Annotated in this window: 15 protein-coding genes; 3 read left to right on the forward strand and 12 right to left on the reverse strand. The window is 36.9% G+C overall.

The features are described from left to right. Nucleotides 1-62 precede the first annotated feature (62 nt). Together AB3217_RS07265 and AB3217_RS07270 are read left to right on the forward strand one after the other, a co-directional pair. A complete protein-coding gene (locus tag AB3217_RS07265; RefSeq protein WP_057784939.1) occupies nt 63-656 on the forward strand; it encodes a type IV toxin-antitoxin system AbiEi family antitoxin domain-containing protein in 594 nt (197 codons plus the stop codon). Then, nucleotides 653-1513, forward strand: a complete 861-nt coding sequence (locus tag AB3217_RS07270; RefSeq protein WP_367365900.1) for a nucleotidyl transferase AbiEii/AbiGii toxin family protein — start codon at nt 653-655, stop codon at nt 1511-1513. The genes AB3217_RS07265 and AB3217_RS07270 overlap by 4 nt, the downstream gene beginning before the upstream one ends. Before the next feature lie 246 nt (nt 1514-1759). Here AB3217_RS07270 and AB3217_RS07275 read toward each other — a convergent pair whose 3' ends face one another. The 7 genes from AB3217_RS07275 to AB3217_RS07305 all read right to left on the reverse strand — a co-directional run bounded on the left by AB3217_RS07275 (nt 1760) and on the right by AB3217_RS07305 (nt 8221). Beyond that, on the reverse strand, nt 1760-1981 hold the full coding sequence (locus AB3217_RS07275; RefSeq protein WP_367365901.1) for a hypothetical protein: 222 nt from the start codon (nt 1979-1981) through the stop codon (nt 1760-1762). 108 nt (nt 1982-2089) lie between these two features. Continuing rightward, nucleotides 2090-2320 (reverse strand): helix-turn-helix domain-containing protein, encoded by a 231-nt coding sequence (locus AB3217_RS07280; protein WP_057784943.1) that lies wholly within the window; start codon nt 2318-2320, stop codon nt 2090-2092. Between the two features lie 27 nt (nt 2321-2347). Then, entirely contained in the window at nt 2348-3214 is an 867-nt protein-coding gene (locus AB3217_RS07285; RefSeq protein ID WP_367365902.1) for a DegV family protein, read from the reverse strand. A gap of 375 nt (nt 3215-3589) precedes the next feature. Further along, nucleotides 3590-5251: a peptide ABC transporter substrate-binding protein gene (locus AB3217_RS07290; protein ID WP_367365903.1), complete on the reverse strand. Its 1662-nt coding sequence runs from the start codon at nt 5249-5251 to the stop codon at nt 3590-3592. A 231-nt stretch (nt 5252-5482) separates the two neighbouring features. Further along, nucleotides 5483-7132, reverse strand: a complete 1650-nt coding sequence (locus tag AB3217_RS07295; RefSeq protein ID WP_367365904.1) for a peptide ABC transporter substrate-binding protein — start codon at nt 7130-7132, stop codon at nt 5483-5485. Nucleotides 7133-7345: 213 nt separating this feature from the next. Further along, on the reverse strand, nt 7346-7585 hold the full coding sequence (locus AB3217_RS07300; RefSeq protein WP_068805879.1) for a preprotein translocase, YajC subunit, yajC: 240 nt from the start codon (nt 7583-7585) through the stop codon (nt 7346-7348). A 180-nt stretch (nt 7586-7765) separates the two neighbouring features. After that, entirely contained in the window at nt 7766-8221 is a 456-nt protein-coding gene (locus AB3217_RS07305; RefSeq protein ID WP_057807680.1) for a DUF2715 domain-containing protein, read from the reverse strand. A 212-nt stretch (nt 8222-8433) separates the two neighbouring features. Between AB3217_RS07305 and AB3217_RS07310 the strand changes: the two genes are divergently transcribed. Beyond that, the gene (locus AB3217_RS07310; RefSeq protein WP_367365905.1) at nt 8434-8976 is read left to right on the forward strand and encodes a VanZ family protein; all 543 of its coding nucleotides are present in this window, start codon (nt 8434-8436) and stop codon (nt 8974-8976) included. Nucleotides 8977-9253: 277 nt separating this feature from the next. Here the strand turns inward: AB3217_RS07310 and AB3217_RS07315 are convergent, their stop codons facing one another. The 5 genes from AB3217_RS07315 to rfbA all read right to left on the reverse strand — a co-directional run bounded on the left by AB3217_RS07315 (nt 9254) and on the right by rfbA (nt 13797). Continuing rightward, entirely contained in the window at nt 9254-10282 is a 1029-nt protein-coding gene (locus AB3217_RS07315) for an LCP family protein (protein WP_367365906.1), read from the reverse strand. Between the two features lie 125 nt (nt 10283-10407). After that, nucleotides 10408-11253, reverse strand: coding sequence for a dTDP-4-dehydrorhamnose reductase (gene rfbD, locus AB3217_RS07320; RefSeq protein WP_367365907.1), 846 nt, complete (start codon nt 11251-11253; stop codon nt 10408-10410). A gap of 47 nt (nt 11254-11300) precedes the next feature. Then, complete coding sequence (gene rfbB / locus AB3217_RS07325; RefSeq protein ID WP_216753345.1) at nt 11301-12329, reverse strand: dTDP-glucose 4,6-dehydratase; 1029 nt, start codon at nt 12327-12329, stop codon at nt 11301-11303. 14 nt (nt 12330-12343) lie between these two features. Further along, a complete protein-coding gene (rfbC, locus tag AB3217_RS07330; protein WP_057782581.1) occupies nt 12344-12925 on the reverse strand; it encodes a dTDP-4-dehydrorhamnose 3,5-epimerase in 582 nt (193 codons plus the stop codon). Next, entirely contained in the window at nt 12925-13797 is an 873-nt protein-coding gene (gene rfbA, locus AB3217_RS07335; protein WP_367365908.1) for a glucose-1-phosphate thymidylyltransferase RfbA, read from the reverse strand. Before rfbA ends, rfbC begins: the two co-directional genes overlap by 1 nt. Between the last annotated feature and the right edge of the window lie 44 nt (nt 13798-13841).

The following is a 13841-nucleotide window of genomic DNA, read 5'->3' on the forward strand; positions in this document are numbered from 1 at the left end:
TTTATACGCTTATTATAAGAAAACAGCGTTTATGTGTTAGAATATATAAAGAGGTGATGATAATGTCTAATAAAGAGAAGATCCTCGCGCATTTAAAAGCGCATAACGGCATGATTACTGTTGAAGAAGCGGCTTCTATGGGTGTCAACCGTTACTTCTTGTCAGAATTAACCGACAGTGGTCAACTTGAGCGAGTTAATCGTGGTGTTTATATTGATCCAGCTATATTTGAAGATGAAATGGCAATTTATCAATATCGCTTTGGTAAGGGAATATTTTCATATAATACCGCACTATATCTCCATGGATTAACAGATCGTACGCCGCGTAAATACGATATGACATTTCCTTTGGGCTATCATTCTGCTCGAATCTCTGACTATAACATACGATTCTATATGCAATCTAATAAATATTATCAATTAGGAATTGAATCTGAAATTACGCCAAATGGAAATACAGTACGTGTTTATTCAATTGAAAAAACACTGTGTGATTTGATTCGTGGCAAGAATAAAAAAGATTCAGAACTAATTTCAATGGCAATGAACGGTTATGCTGCACTACCTAATAAAGATGTTAACTTGTTGATAGAAATGGCCCAAAAGATGAATGTGGAAACACAAATCAGAACATATCTGGAGGTACTTCTGTGAAACAACAATTTAGAAACGGTATGCAATTTAAAGCCTACGTAAAAAAGCTTGCTAAAGAGAATGATGTTACTGCTCAATTGATATTACAAGAAATTATGCTTGATGAGCTTTTAGAACGTTTATCAGTTTCCACGTATAAGAACAATATGGTACTTAAAGGTGGCTTTTTAATTGCTTCTCTAATCGGCGTTGATACTCGGTCAACTATGGATATAGATACAACGTTAGTAGGATACCCATTGAGTTTAAAAAGTATTACAAATGCATTTACTGATATTTGTTCGATAGAAGTTGATAATGATCAAATTGAAATGACGGTTGTTAATGTTGAACCAATTAGAAAAGATGATGAATACGGTGGTTATCGTGTACACATCGATGCAGTTATTTTAGATGTGCAAACTGTCATCAAGGTTGATGTCTCGACTGGTGATAAAATGACACCCAAAGAAATTCATTACAAGCATAAACTAATTACTGAGGATAGAAAAATTCCTATTTTAGCGTATAATCTTGAAACAGTTCTTGCCGAAAAATTAGAATCGATTGTGGCACGGGGTAATGCCAACACACGGGCCAAAGATTTTTATGATGTTTATCAACTAAATAAATTAGAGCAACAAAATATTGATTTTCCATTACTAAAAAAAGCAATTTTGAGAACGGCTGAAAAACGCAAAACAACTTCATTTCTAACTGATTATTCCTCAAGATTAGATTCAGTAAAAGAGACACCTGTTTTGATACGTTTATGGAAACGATATGGTGAAGATCATGATTATGCTGAAAGAATTGATTTTGTGGATACGGTTGATGCTGCTAAAGAGTTACTTGATTTTACTAAGATAAGTATGTAAATTATTCTGTAAAATATTGATACTTAAATATTATTAGTCAGGATATATCAATAAGTAAAAATTACATCCGTTTTCTACTCACAACACATGATCATTTGAGTAGAAAGTGTATTTTTTTTATCACTAATTTAGAGAAAATTATGATTCTTGGCACCAATGACGTATAAAACTCACTAATCACACCGACATTAAAAGCAAGTAGCGATTAATCTAAATTCGTTACCATACCTACTCTAATCACTCTAACTAATCATCATCCCGTTCAGAAATATCCGTAACGGCGTAACCAACAATCAAGTTTAATAAACGTCGTGGTAATTTTCCACAGATTTGAAAGTATGAGGTCTTCTCCAAACTAACATTGGCGGCTTCAATTTCATGCCGTTTAATATGTAATGTCGTTTTATCTTTTTCCACCGTGGTTACGCCCAGCATTTCCACTTTTCTAATAAATTCGCTTGTTTTCATTATTTTCACCCTATTCTAACGTCTAATTTTAGCACTTTGCTACAAAAAAACGCTAAAGTTGAGTTATCCACCAATGTGGTCAAATTCCTCTAACTTTAGCGTTTTTTGTTATTTCTTCAAATCTTTTAATTGACTCTTCTTGATCCCCGTGACGGCTTCCATTCCCTCACGTGTCACAATCAGTTGTTTACCGAATTTACGAATGGTTCCTTCTGGAAATCGTTTTGGATACTTATTATAGATTGTTCGGACGTAATCTTTTTGTTTGCCCCACATAGAGCTTGCTTCATGACTACCCATATAATCTTGATCGTTTAAATCGATTTTTAATTTTCTCATGTTTTTTGTTCCCTCACTTCTGTCTCTTTAAATTTCTTCTTTGACCCATAGAATGGCGACTGCCCCTGGTCCCAGATGTGCACCAAGGACCGGTCCAATTTGACCAGTTTCCACTGCCGCAACATTCGTTAATTTTGATTGAATGTTTTCACGCCATTTTTCAATCGCAGGTTCATTATCCGTGCCACACAGAAACACACGCACTGCATATGGAAGATCTTTCGTTTCATTAATAAAACGATTCACAATGTTTGCTTTGGCCTTTTTCAACGAACGCACTTTATCGACAGCCTCAATATTATACCGCTCTTTATTCAAAGAAAGAATTGGTTTGACTTTTAACAATGAACCAACAAACGCCGAACTACTCCCTAAGCGGCCACCATGAACAAGATTCTTCAAATCATCCACAATAAAATACTCGCCAATTGTTGCTTTTAACTCAGTTAACTTAGCGATGATTTCGGTCACCGGCCTTTGTGCCAGTGCCATTTTAGCAGCTTGAATAACTAAATATCCCAGTGGCTGTACGGAAATCTGTGAGTCTACCACATGAACCTTAATTTCTGCAACACTCTTCGCGAATTGCGCTAAATTGGTGACAAAACCACTAACACCACCAGTTAAATGAATACTAATAACTTCTTCATAGCCTTCTTTTGCGAGTTGGTGGTAAATTTCTTCCATGACTCCCATCGAAGGCGGAGCTGTGGTTGGAAAACTTTTTTCTGTTTTTAGTCGTTTATAAAACTCGGCATCACTAATGTCAATTCGTTCTCGATATTGATGATCACCAAAGCCTACTGAAATTGGTGCCACAGTAATTCGTAACTTTTCACAAACATTTTGAGGAAGATAGGCCGTACTGTCGGTCACAATCGCAGTTTTTGTCAAATTCTTTCACTCCTAGATTGATTAAGTGTTCAAAGTATACCGCTACTATCCAAGATCTAATGACATTGTGATGCATAATTACGACAAAAGCCCATTCTACCAGGTTTGTGACTACTTTTAACTCGTGACACCCAAATTTGAATTGTCACAATCTAACGCAGGTTGAAAGTTATGCTAAGTCGGTTTCTAACTCAATTAACTTTTTGCCAAAACGGGTAGGTTTTTCATTTAATTATTTTTTAGCCCACATTAACTTACATCATTGACTACCCTGAATAGAGCGTAGCAAGGTCCTCTCAGAAAGTCAAAAATTGTGCACACAACAAAAGACTCAGAATAGCCGCTAACTCGCAGCCATCTGAATCTTTGCGTGATCTATTTTTCTACGTAGACACCCTTCCAGTTCCAAGGAACACCGGCAGTGTTATAAATATAGCCTTTAACTTTTGTATTGATTAATTGTGGAACCACACCATTATACAATGACGCATTTCCTTGTTGATTCATCAAAATCTTTTCAGCTTTGACCATATCTTCCCAACGTTTCTGAGTATTATTTGCATCCGCGTTGTTTGCCTTGTCAATTAACTTATCGTACTCTTTGTTGCCCCACTTACCATTGTTGAAACTGTTATCGGAAGTGAATAAGCCTAAATCAGAGATTGGATCGGAGAAGTCAGCTCCCCAAAGCGTGATAACCAATTGGAATTGTCCCTTAGCTGAACGAGCCAAACGTGTTTTGTAAGGAATCGTTTGAACATTGATCTTCAAGCCCGGTAATTTTTCCAACTGTGATTGTAAGAATTCGGCAGCTTTCTTGCCGGCATCGGTATCATCAGCCATCAGGGTGTAAGTTACACTCTTTTTACCTTCTGCTTTTAATCCCTTTGCCCAAAGTTTCTTGGCTTTTGTCAGGTCATAGTTCACACCAGTACCAGTGTAAGCCTCTTTGGCAAAGTCTTCACCAGTCTTAGGATTGCTTGCTAAACCATCAGTAACGAAGCCCTTTGGTACTGTTGATCCATCTGCCAAAACATTATTAACCAGTTGTTTGCGGTTAATTGCTAACGACATTGCTTGACGAATATCTAAGTTTTGGAAAGCTTTGATCTTCTTGTAGTTGTATTCAAGATAAGCATTGCGCGCTTCACGGCCTAAGAAGAAGGACTTGCTACTCTTCATATTTGCCACTTGTGTTCCGGATAAGATAGTTTGATCCACTTGTTTGCCTTGGAAAAGGTTCAATCCGGTTTGTGTATCTTTAACAACTTGATCGTTTAATTTATCTAAGTAAACGTGTTTTTTATCCCAGTAATTTTTATTCTTAACTAATGACCATTTATTATTGGTTCCCGTCCATCCCTGTAAGGTAAATGGACCATTGTAAACTTGATATTTACTTTGCGTTGCGTATTTGTCACCGTATTTCTCCACTACTTTTTGATTTTGAGGGAAGAAACTTGGGAAGCCCATTAACAACTTGAAGTATGGAATGGCTTTTTCGAGGGTAACCGTTAATTTATAGTTGCCATCAGCTTTAATTCCTAAGCTGCTAACTGGTTTCTTGCCAGCTTGGATCTGGTCGGCATTCTTAATACCACTGTACAAGTATGCATATTGAGAACCAGTTTTTGGATTATTGATGCGTTGCCAAGAATAAACAAAATCTTTGGCTGTTACTTTGTCACCATTACTCCACTTCGCATTTTTGCGAAGGGTAAAGGTGTACGTTTTACCATCTTTGGATACTTTGGTTTTGGTCGCAATACCCGGAAGAATTTTATTGTTTTTACCCAAACGATATAATCCTTCATTAGTATTGTTCATCACATTAAAACTAATCTGGTCAGTTGCAATCGATGGGTCAATTGAAGGCAATTCTGATTTTTCTGTCCAATTGACAACCTGTTTTGCAGCTAAATTACTCTTATCTACGCCATTGCTACTTGATGAAGATGACTTACCGTTACCGCATGCAGCTAATAACAGCAGGGGAAGTGCAACTAATAAAGTTGCCGAGCCTTTTTTGAATTTCATCTACGAAACAACTCCTCTATATTTTGATTCTGATTATGAGAAACCGTCTAACCAGAATTTAATGTTAAATATAGCGTATGGTTGCATTCCTGTCAATACAAAAGTTAAACGAATATTAAAAAGTGTCATAAAAGCGTGAATTTTATGAGTAATATTAAAATTGTCAAAAAAGATTCGTAATGAACTGTTGTTTCAGTCATCACGAATCTTTAATTTTGATCTAATTATCAATTACTTGGTTACGTACATACCCTTCCAGTTCCATGGCACACCGGCTGTATTGTAAACATAACCCTTCACTTTAGTGTTGATCAGTTGTGGTGCGACACCATTGTAAAGTGGTGCATTGGCTTGCTGACTCATCAAAAGCTTTTCAGCCTTGACCATGTCTTCCCAACGCTTTTCAGTGTTGTTAGCATCACCATTATTAGCTGCATCAATCAACTTATCGTATTCTTTGTTACCCCATTTACCATTGTTAAAGCTGTTTGTTGAAGTGAACAAACCTAAATCAGAAATTGGATCGGAGAAATCAGCTCCCCAAAGCGTCACAACTAACTGGAATTGTCCCTTTGCAGAACGCGCTAAACGTGTCTTATAGGGGATGTTTTCAACGTTGATCTTCAATCCTGGTAATTTTTCGAGTTGTGTTTGCAAGAACTCAGTAGTCTTCTTACCCACATCTGTATCATCAGACATCAAAGTATAAGTAACACTCTTCTTGCCTTCTTGTTTCAAACCTTTGGCCCATAACTTTTTAGCTTCTTTTAAGTTATAGGTAACTCCAGTTCCACCATTGTATGCTTCCTTAGCGAAATCTTCACCTGTCTTCGGATTGCTTGCCAAACCATCGGTAACGAAACCTTTTGGTGTGGTTGAACCATCTGCCAAAACTTTAGTTACTAACTGCTTACGATTAATTGCTAATGACATTGCTTGACGAATATTCAAGTTTCTGAAAGCTTTAATTTTTTTGTAGTTGTATTCAAGATAGGCATTTCGCGCTTCACGGCCTAAGAAGAAGGATTTACTGTTCTTCAAATTAGCTACCTGTGTTCCGGAAATGGCAGTTTGATCGACTTGTTTGCCTTGGAACTGATTCAAGCCAGTCTCAGTATCCTTCACAACCTGATCATTAATTTTGGTTAAGGTCACATGTTTTTTATCCCAGTACTTTTTGTTCTTTACTAAACTCCACTTGTTGTTAGTACCCGTCCATCCTTGTAAGGTAAATGGACCATTGTAAACCTGGTACTTACTCTGCGTTGCATACTTACTTCCGTACTTCTGAGCCACTTTTTGATCCTGTGGGAAGAAGCTTGGAAAGCCCATTAACAACTTAAAGTATGGAATTGCCTTATCCAATTTCACAGTCAGTTTGTATTTACCAGTAGCTTTAATACCTAAAGTTGAAACTGATTTTTTGCCTACTTGAATTTGATCCGCATTTTTAACCCCACTGTACAGGTATGCATATTGTGAGCCTGTCTTGGGATTGTTAATCCGTTGCCATGAATAAACGAAATCTTGGGCGGTTACTGAATCACCGTTGCTCCATTTGGCATTTTTACGTAATGTAAACTTGTAAGTCTTGCCATCTTTTGAAACGGTGGTCTTAGTTGCCATTCCGGGTTCGATTTTATTATTCTTGCCTAATCGATATAACCCTTCATTGGTGTTATTTAAGAGGTTAAAACTAATCTCATCAGTTGCTAACGATGGATCAATTGAGGGTAACTCTGAAGATTCTGTCCAATTAACCACCTGTTTAGTTGCCAAATTGCCCTTGCTGCTCGATGCAGAACTCCCATTACCACATGCAGCCAGTAGTAACAGTGGAACGACTGCCAAAATCGTTGCTGTTCGCTTCTTAATTTTCATTACTTGTACAACTCCCTTGCCTGCTTACATTTTAATTATGAGAAAGTGTCTAATCATAATTTAATCTAAATGTAGTTCCATTTAGGCACTGTGTCAACCCAAAATTAAATAAAAATGTGAATTATATTAAAACAGCGTAAAAAAGAAGGGATTTGCTTAACTAGCAGATCCCTTCTTTTCAAAAAACGACGTTCTATTTATCTCAATAATACATTATGCTTCAATCTTTTTAGCTTCAGCAAAACGGACAATTACTCGTCCATGTAAATCGTGTAATTCTTCGCTACGAGCCTTAGCCACCGTATCAGGATCGATATCAATCAAGATAGAGTTCTCATAAACTTTGCCAACTTGTCCGTCAAATCCTGTTGGTAACAAAGCAGTTTTCTTAACGTGTACTTTATCGCCAATGTCAAAAGGCTTCTTGACTGGTTCTTCTTCATTTTTTTCCATTATTAGCATCCTTTCGTGGGTATCCTCAAAAACTTAATTTATGTTTCAAAGCTTACTCCTGTCTCAGAAAGTTTCTCTGATTACTGCGCTATGTTATCACAGATCACCAACTTCGAAAATACTTTCATCACAGTGCTCCTACTATTATAAAGATTTTAACCCAAATGGTAAAGCCAGACGCTAGAATTTCTTTTGTCCATTCATTAATTTAATCGTTTTACGCCATGATAAACTATGACGTTCATTTTTATTAAGCTTCTTGTAATATAGTTGTGCCTCAGGGCCTTGACCCCACATTGCCAATGCCTTGTAATTGCGACCATTCTTTCCTTTAACCGTGACTAATTTGAAGAAGAAACCAAATCCCCATCGCTTATCAGAAAGTGAATAGCTGCCCTTATAGTAAGGTTTAAATACCATATACTTACCGTACGTCTTTTCCATAACAGTATGATTTAAACCAACCATTGACGTCTTTTTTACGTTCAATCCTGTTCGTTTAGTCAAGTACCATTTACCTCGCATTGCGACTGGTACGGAAGTTCGGGAAGCGGCCTGAGTTTCCGTACTATTCGTTAACATAAACATCCCCATTGCTAATCCAACAACCAATAAAAAGCGCATTACTTTTTTCATCAAAACCGCCTCCAAATGTTACATCAATATTACAATCTCTTTACAAGTTCATCATATAGCTTTCTGAATTCGAATGCAATCTTTTTTTGAAAAAGTTTAAGGAAGTACAAAGATGTTTAGAAAAAGTTAACTAAAACCCTTATGCTTAAAGGTTTTATTCTAGTTAAATATGCGATACAATTAAAACAATAATCAATTTGGGAGGTGGTTCAATGACAATGCTTCAATATTTACCGTTTGTAATAATTTCATTATTAGTTGCCGTCTACAACATCAAAAAAATGCGTGTAAATCCATCACCATTTTCAATTTTAGTAAGAACCACCTTCATCATCTATGTCATTAGTGTTTTTTACTTAATTTTCACGCCTGGTACTTATTCATTCAGCATGAATGCTGTTTTTCAAACCGTTCACGTGGGTTACGCAAAAGTAGTTGCAATGCCTTACCGTGATTACAGTATGCAGGCTATCTTAAATGTGATTATGACCATTCCAGCTGGTGTCTATCTATATATCTTTGGTTTTAGAGATCGCCCAGTTTTAGTTGAAGTTTTACTCATCGCTTTGGGCATTGCCGTATTCAATGAAGGCGGTCAGTTTATCTTAGATCAACTTGTTCACATCAACCGAACTGTTGATATCATGGATGTCATTCATAACGGATTAGGAGTTGTCCTTGGTTTCTATCTAATGACTCCGTTCAATTTATTTATACGTAGTGAAGAAAAAAGCCTTCAGAATGGAAAATTCTGAGGACTTTTTAAGTCTGGTATTTGAATAGAACAATATAATTATAAAAATCAGTTATGCATTAAGCTTTAACTATTCATCTAGAGAATTTTTCGCTTTAAAAATCATAAATCGCACCACATGATACGTTATCTATGAGTGTATAAAGATAGCAGCAAATAAGCCAAGACGCTTATTATCCATTGTTTCATTGGTTAATAAGCGTCTTATTTAATTGTGTTAAAGATCAATAACACATATTCAACATTCACTTTTTAGTCTTTAATAAATCCAAGAACCTCTAATTTCCAGCATTCACATTATCGTTCTCCACACTACTATTCGAAGTAGAGTTAGAAGAAACGTTCAATGCAATATTGCCGGTTGTTGCATGTGCCAAACCAAGGTTAGAACGGTTAAAGTTTGTGACTCGTTGTAACTCACCCTTTGCCATGATTTCCATACTTTGACCATTAACAGTCTCGCCGGTTCCCTGAAGATGGGTTTGCGAAACTGTCTTTTTAGCCCCACGATAATTTTGTGCTAACGCGGATAAATCACTAAACGTCAAATCAGTTTTCATTGAAGCTGAAATAGAATCTAAGAAGTCCTTATTTAGTAAGGCTGAAATCGAATCGGACTTGCTCATAATCGCCATGATAACTTCTCGTTGCCGTGTTTGCCGCCCATAATCACCTTTAGGATCATCATAACGCATCCTTGAGTATGCCAAGGCCTTCTTTCCATTCATATGAACAGACTGGCCCTTAGTGAACTTATAACCCTCGTAACTAAAACTCAGAGTCGGTGTTAGTGTCACACCACCAACTTCATTAACAACCTTCTCCATGCCACCCATATTCATTAATGCATAGAAATCAACAGGTACATTTAACATTTCTTGCACCGTTTTGATTGCTGTACCAGCACTACCAAATGCATATGCTGCATTGATCTTCGAAGGTGATTCACTCTCATAACCTGGGATTGTAACACCTGTATCACGAGGAATACTTGTAATGGTTGTTTTGCTTGTTTTCGGGTTTAACGTAACAAGCATCATTGTATCTGTTCGGCCTTTATAAGAACGACCTAGGGCTCCTGTATCGGTTCCCATAATTAAAATTGAAATTGGACTCTTACTTTGAATCTCTGAATTGGCGTTTCGATACTTCTTGATACCCGCACTTTGGTATGTATTGTCTACTGCATGCTTCAAGTTATAATACTTACGAGCCGCATAAGCACCCACTGAAACCAAAAGAAGTAAAATAATTGTCAAAATTATGTTTCTTACCGTATGTCTTTTTCGTATATGTTCATGTCTCATGAGACGCCTCCTGAAATTAACTAATATCATTGTATGCTTTTAGCAAAAAAAATTCACTAAAAATTCAAAAACTTAACTTTTTTTATATGTATAAATAGCGAGGAATCTCACTATTGTGTTGAAAATTAATCAATGATTGACATCATTTGTTTTAATGCTTCTTGCCAGGTTGGAATCTTAAAACCAGTTGCCTTGGTTTTTTCTAAGGACATAACAGAATGTTCTGGACGATGTGCTTTTTGTGGATATTCTGCTGAACTGACTGGTTTGACCTCTGTCTTTGTATCCTTCAAAATTTCAGTGGCAAACTGGAACCAATTAGCTTGATTATCATTGCTCAAATTATATGTACCATAGGCAACTTTATGTTCAACCGCATAAACCATGAACTCAGCCAAAGTTCTTGTCCAAGTTGGTCGGCCTACTTGATCATCCACTACAGTGATCACATCATGCGTTTTAGCAAGGTTTAACATGGTATACACAAAGTTCTTACCATACTTACCAAAAACCCATGACGTACGAATAATATAGTATTTACTCATGGTATCGCGAACGGCCTTTTCACCAAGGCTCTTAGTTCGACCATACTCATTTTGCGGATTCTGAGGATCCATCTCCTCATACATATCTGCATTTTTGCCATCAAACACATAATCAGTACTAATGTACACTAAGGTTGCACCTACAGACTCTGCAGCGGTTGCCAGATTTTGAGTCCCAAGTACGTTAACCTTCTCATCAATTGATTTGCCTGGTTCTTCTTCGGCTGCATCAACTGCCGTATAAGCTGCACAGTGGAAAACCAACTCTGGCTTATTTGTTTCAAAATAATCATTTACCATCTGTTTATTGGTAATATCTAATTCTTTTGTATCCGTTGCGGCATAAGTAATGCCCTTTTCATCCAACAAATTACGTAGTTCTGTTCCTAATTGTCCATTGGCACCGGTAATCAAAATATTATTCATTATAATTTCTCCTCTATCAAAAAAACGGGTGATTAACCCGCTAACTGTTATTGGCCATTTTTTGCATACTTACTTTCAACAGCCTTTTTCTCATCTTTCCACCAATCTTCATGTTCGGTGTACCAATCAATGGTTGCCTGCAATCCCTTTGTGAAATCTGTAAATTCAGGTTTCCAACCAAGTTCAGTACGCAACTTAGTAGAATCAATTGCATAACGCATATCATGTCCTGGACGGTCCTTTACATGATCATAAGCATCGGCTGGTTGTCCCATTTGCTTTAAGATCATCTCAAGAACTGTCTTATTATCTTTTTCACCATCTGCGCCAATCAAATAGGTTTCACCAAGTTTGCCTTCATTAAGAATTAACCAAACTGCACGGGAATGATCATTTGTATGAATCCAGTCACGCACATTTTTACCTGACCCATATAACTTAGGACGAATACCACTTAGAATGTTAGTGATCTGACGAGGAATGAATTTTTCAATATGTTGATACGGGCCGTAATTATTTGAACAATTCGAGATTGTGGCTTTTAATCCAAACGATCTCACCCAAGCACGAACTAATAAATCTGAGCTCGCCTTTGATGAAGAATAAGGACTACTTGGCTTGTATGGTGAATCAGGTGTGAATTTTTCACCAACACCCTCGCCATGTCCTGGTAAATCCTCTCGCAAAGGTAAGTCACCAAATACTTCATCAGTTGAAATATGATGATAACGAACGCCGTATTTGCGACAGGCTTCAATCAAGGTGTATGTGCCAATAATATTGGTCTGAATAAACGGACTGGGGTCAATTAAAGAGTTGTCATTATGACTTTCAGCTGCATAATGAACAACGGCATCGGTATTTTTAACCAGCTTATCCACTAATTCAGCATCCGCAACATCACCCACAACTAATTTTACCCGATCTGCAGGAAGGCCTGCTAAATTTGCCCGATTACCAGCATAAGTGAGCTTATCCAGGACTGTAATTTTAACATCAGGATGATTGTTAACTACATAGTGAACAAAGTTAGAGCCAATAAATCCTGCACCACCAGTTACAATAATATTCTTCATCTTAGCTGTCCTTCCTAAATTTCACCATAAACAAACGGATTATTCTTTTCAAACTCAGTAAATGTTGGTTGTTTAGCATCTTTTTCAGAAGTAATGGCCTGGTCAAAATCAATTGGCCATTTAATTCCTAACTCAGGAGTCTTGAATGAAAAGCCACCGTCTGCTTCCGCATTGTAGTAATTATCACACTTGTACAAGAAGTTAACATCATTAGTTAAGGTCACGAAACCATGGGCAAAGCCTTTAGGGACAAGCAACTGTCTGTGATTACTTGCAGAAATGATGTAGCCTTCCCATTGTTTATATGTAGGAGATCCTTTTCGAACATCAACAATTAAATCCAAAACAGCACCAGTAACGACTCGAATCAATTTTGTTTGTGCAGCTTTTCCACGTTGAAAATGCAGCCCTCGCAAAACACCAGCTTGACTTGAAAGTGACTGGTTATCTTGAATAAAATCAAAGTTGATCCCAGCTTCTTTAAAATCACGCTCAGAATAAGTTTCTGTAAAGAATCCTCGTTGATCACCAAAAACAGCTGGTTCAATAATTTTGACATCCTGTAAGTTTGTTGTTGTAATCTTTAACTTTCCCATTAGTTATCCTCCTGAATTAATCGTAACAGATATTGACCGTAATCATTTTTCTTCAATGGTTGTGCCAATTTGTAGACCTGGTTCTTATCAATATATCCCATGCGATAAGCAACCTCCTCTAGACAAGCTACTTTCAAGTTTTGTCGTTTTTCTACAGTCTCAATAAAACCAGACGCTTCGTGCAATGATTCATGCGTTCCAGTATCTAACCAGGCGTATCCACGTCCTAATAATTCGACGTCAAGCTGTCCACGTTTAAGATATTCTTTGTTAATATCTGTAATTTCTAATTCTCCTCGAGGAGATGGTTTTAAGTTTTTAGCAATCTCAACAACTTGATTATCATAGAAATACATTCCCGTCACTGCATAATTGCTGGCGGGATGTTCTGGTTTTTCTTCAATGGATTTAACATGATGATCTTTGTCAAATTCAACCACGCCAAAACGTTCAGGATCATTTACTTGATAACCAAAAACGGTTGCACCTTGACTTTTTTTAGCTGAACGTTGTACAAGTTCAGACAAGCCACTGCCATAATAAATGTTATCTCCCAAAATTAAGCAAACCGAATCGTCACCGATGAAATCAGCACCTAATACGAAGGCCTCGGCTAAACCGTTGGGTTTTTCTTGTACCTTATAAGAAATATTAATTCCAAATTGTGAACCATCTCCCAACAACTCTTTAAATCTAGGCGTATCACGAGGTGTTGAAATTAATAAAATATCATGAATGCCTGCTAACATCATTGTTGATAGTGGATAGTAGATCATTGGTTTATCATAAATTGGAACTAATTGTTTTGAAATTGCTTCTGTGATTGGATACAAACGCGTACCTGAACCACCTGCTAAGATTATACCCTTCATAGAAATCTTCCTCCGATTTTAACTTATTATTAATTTAAGATTCA

This window comes from Pediococcus parvulus, from assembly GCF_964063155.1.
Lineage (GTDB): Bacteria > Bacillota > Bacilli > Lactobacillales > Lactobacillaceae > Pediococcus > Pediococcus parvulus.

What these genes read in the sequence shown, in the direction of transcription:
- rfbD (WP_367365907.1), bottom strand. Translation starts at nt 11,253, where the DNA reads ATGAATAATATTTTGATTACCGGTGCCAATGGACAATTAGGAACAGAA.
- rfbC (WP_057782581.1), bottom strand. Translation starts at nt 12,925, where the DNA reads ATGGGAAAGTTAAAGATTACAACAACAAACTTACAGGATGTCAAAATT.
- AB3217_RS07275 (WP_367365901.1), bottom strand. Translation starts at nt 1,981, where the DNA reads ATGAAAACAAGCGAATTTATTAGAAAAGTGGAAATGCTGGGCGTAACC.
- AB3217_RS07290 (WP_367365903.1), bottom strand. Translation starts at nt 5,251, where the DNA reads ATGAAATTCAAAAAAGGCTCGGCAACTTTATTAGTTGCACTTCCCCTG.
- rfbA (WP_367365908.1), bottom strand. Translation starts at nt 13,797, where the DNA reads ATGAAGGGTATAATCTTAGCAGGTGGTTCAGGTACGCGTTTGTATCCA.
- AB3217_RS07295 (WP_367365904.1), bottom strand. Translation starts at nt 7,132, where the DNA reads ATGAAAATTAAGAAGCGAACAGCAACGATTTTGGCAGTCGTTCCACTG.
- AB3217_RS07305 (WP_057807680.1), bottom strand. Translation starts at nt 8,221, where the DNA reads ATGAAAAAAGTAATGCGCTTTTTATTGGTTGTTGGATTAGCAATGGGG.
- AB3217_RS07315 (WP_367365906.1), bottom strand. Translation starts at nt 10,282, where the DNA reads ATGAGACATGAACATATACGAAAAAGACATACGGTAAGAAACATAATT.
- rfbB (WP_216753345.1), bottom strand. Translation starts at nt 12,329, where the DNA reads ATGAAGAATATTATTGTAACTGGTGGTGCAGGATTTATTGGCTCTAAC.
- AB3217_RS07310 (WP_367365905.1), top strand. Translation starts at nt 8,434, where the DNA reads ATGACAATGCTTCAATATTTACCGTTTGTAATAATTTCATTATTAGTT.
- AB3217_RS07265 (WP_057784939.1), top strand. Translation starts at nt 63, where the DNA reads ATGTCTAATAAAGAGAAGATCCTCGCGCATTTAAAAGCGCATAACGGC.
- AB3217_RS07280 (WP_057784943.1), bottom strand. Translation starts at nt 2,320, where the DNA reads ATGAGAAAATTAAAAATCGATTTAAACGATCAAGATTATATGGGTAGT.
- AB3217_RS07300 (WP_068805879.1), bottom strand. Translation starts at nt 7,585, where the DNA reads ATGGAAAAAAATGAAGAAGAACCAGTCAAGAAGCCTTTTGACATTGGC.